This is a genomic window from Bacillus sp. D48C (genome assembly GCF_053345735.1).
This window is the reverse complement of the sequence record NZ_JBKFAQ010000029.1, coordinates 1-301: the sequence shown is the minus strand read 5'-3', so window position 1 is coordinate 301 and position 301 is coordinate 1. Positions and strand designations below refer to the sequence as shown.

General features: G+C 39.2%; 1 protein-coding gene. It reads left to right on the top strand.

Annotation, left to right across the window (positions count from 1 at the left end):
* Window positions 1-301 (top strand): ATP-binding cassette domain-containing protein (locus tag ACLBXA_RS29190; RefSeq protein WP_447617731.1); only part of this gene is annotated, 301 nt, incomplete at both ends.

The following is a 301-nucleotide window of genomic DNA, read 5'->3' as shown; positions in this document are numbered from 1 at the left end:
AACGGGAGGCGTTGTTGAAATTGATGGTATCGATATCACAAAGATGAAACAAGGAGAGCTTTCAGATTTTCGGTCTCAAAAATTAGGATTCATCTTCCAAGATTTCAACTTACTAGAAAACTTATCAATTTATGAAAATATTGCTTTACCACTTTCACTTCAGGGGGTTGCTTCAAAAAAGATTGGGCCCAAAGTAGAAAAAGTAGCAGCAATGCTAGGAATTTCGGAAATCCTTCGAAAATATCCATCAGAGGTATCGGGTGGACAAAAGCAACGCTCTGCAGCTGCACGTGCACTTGTA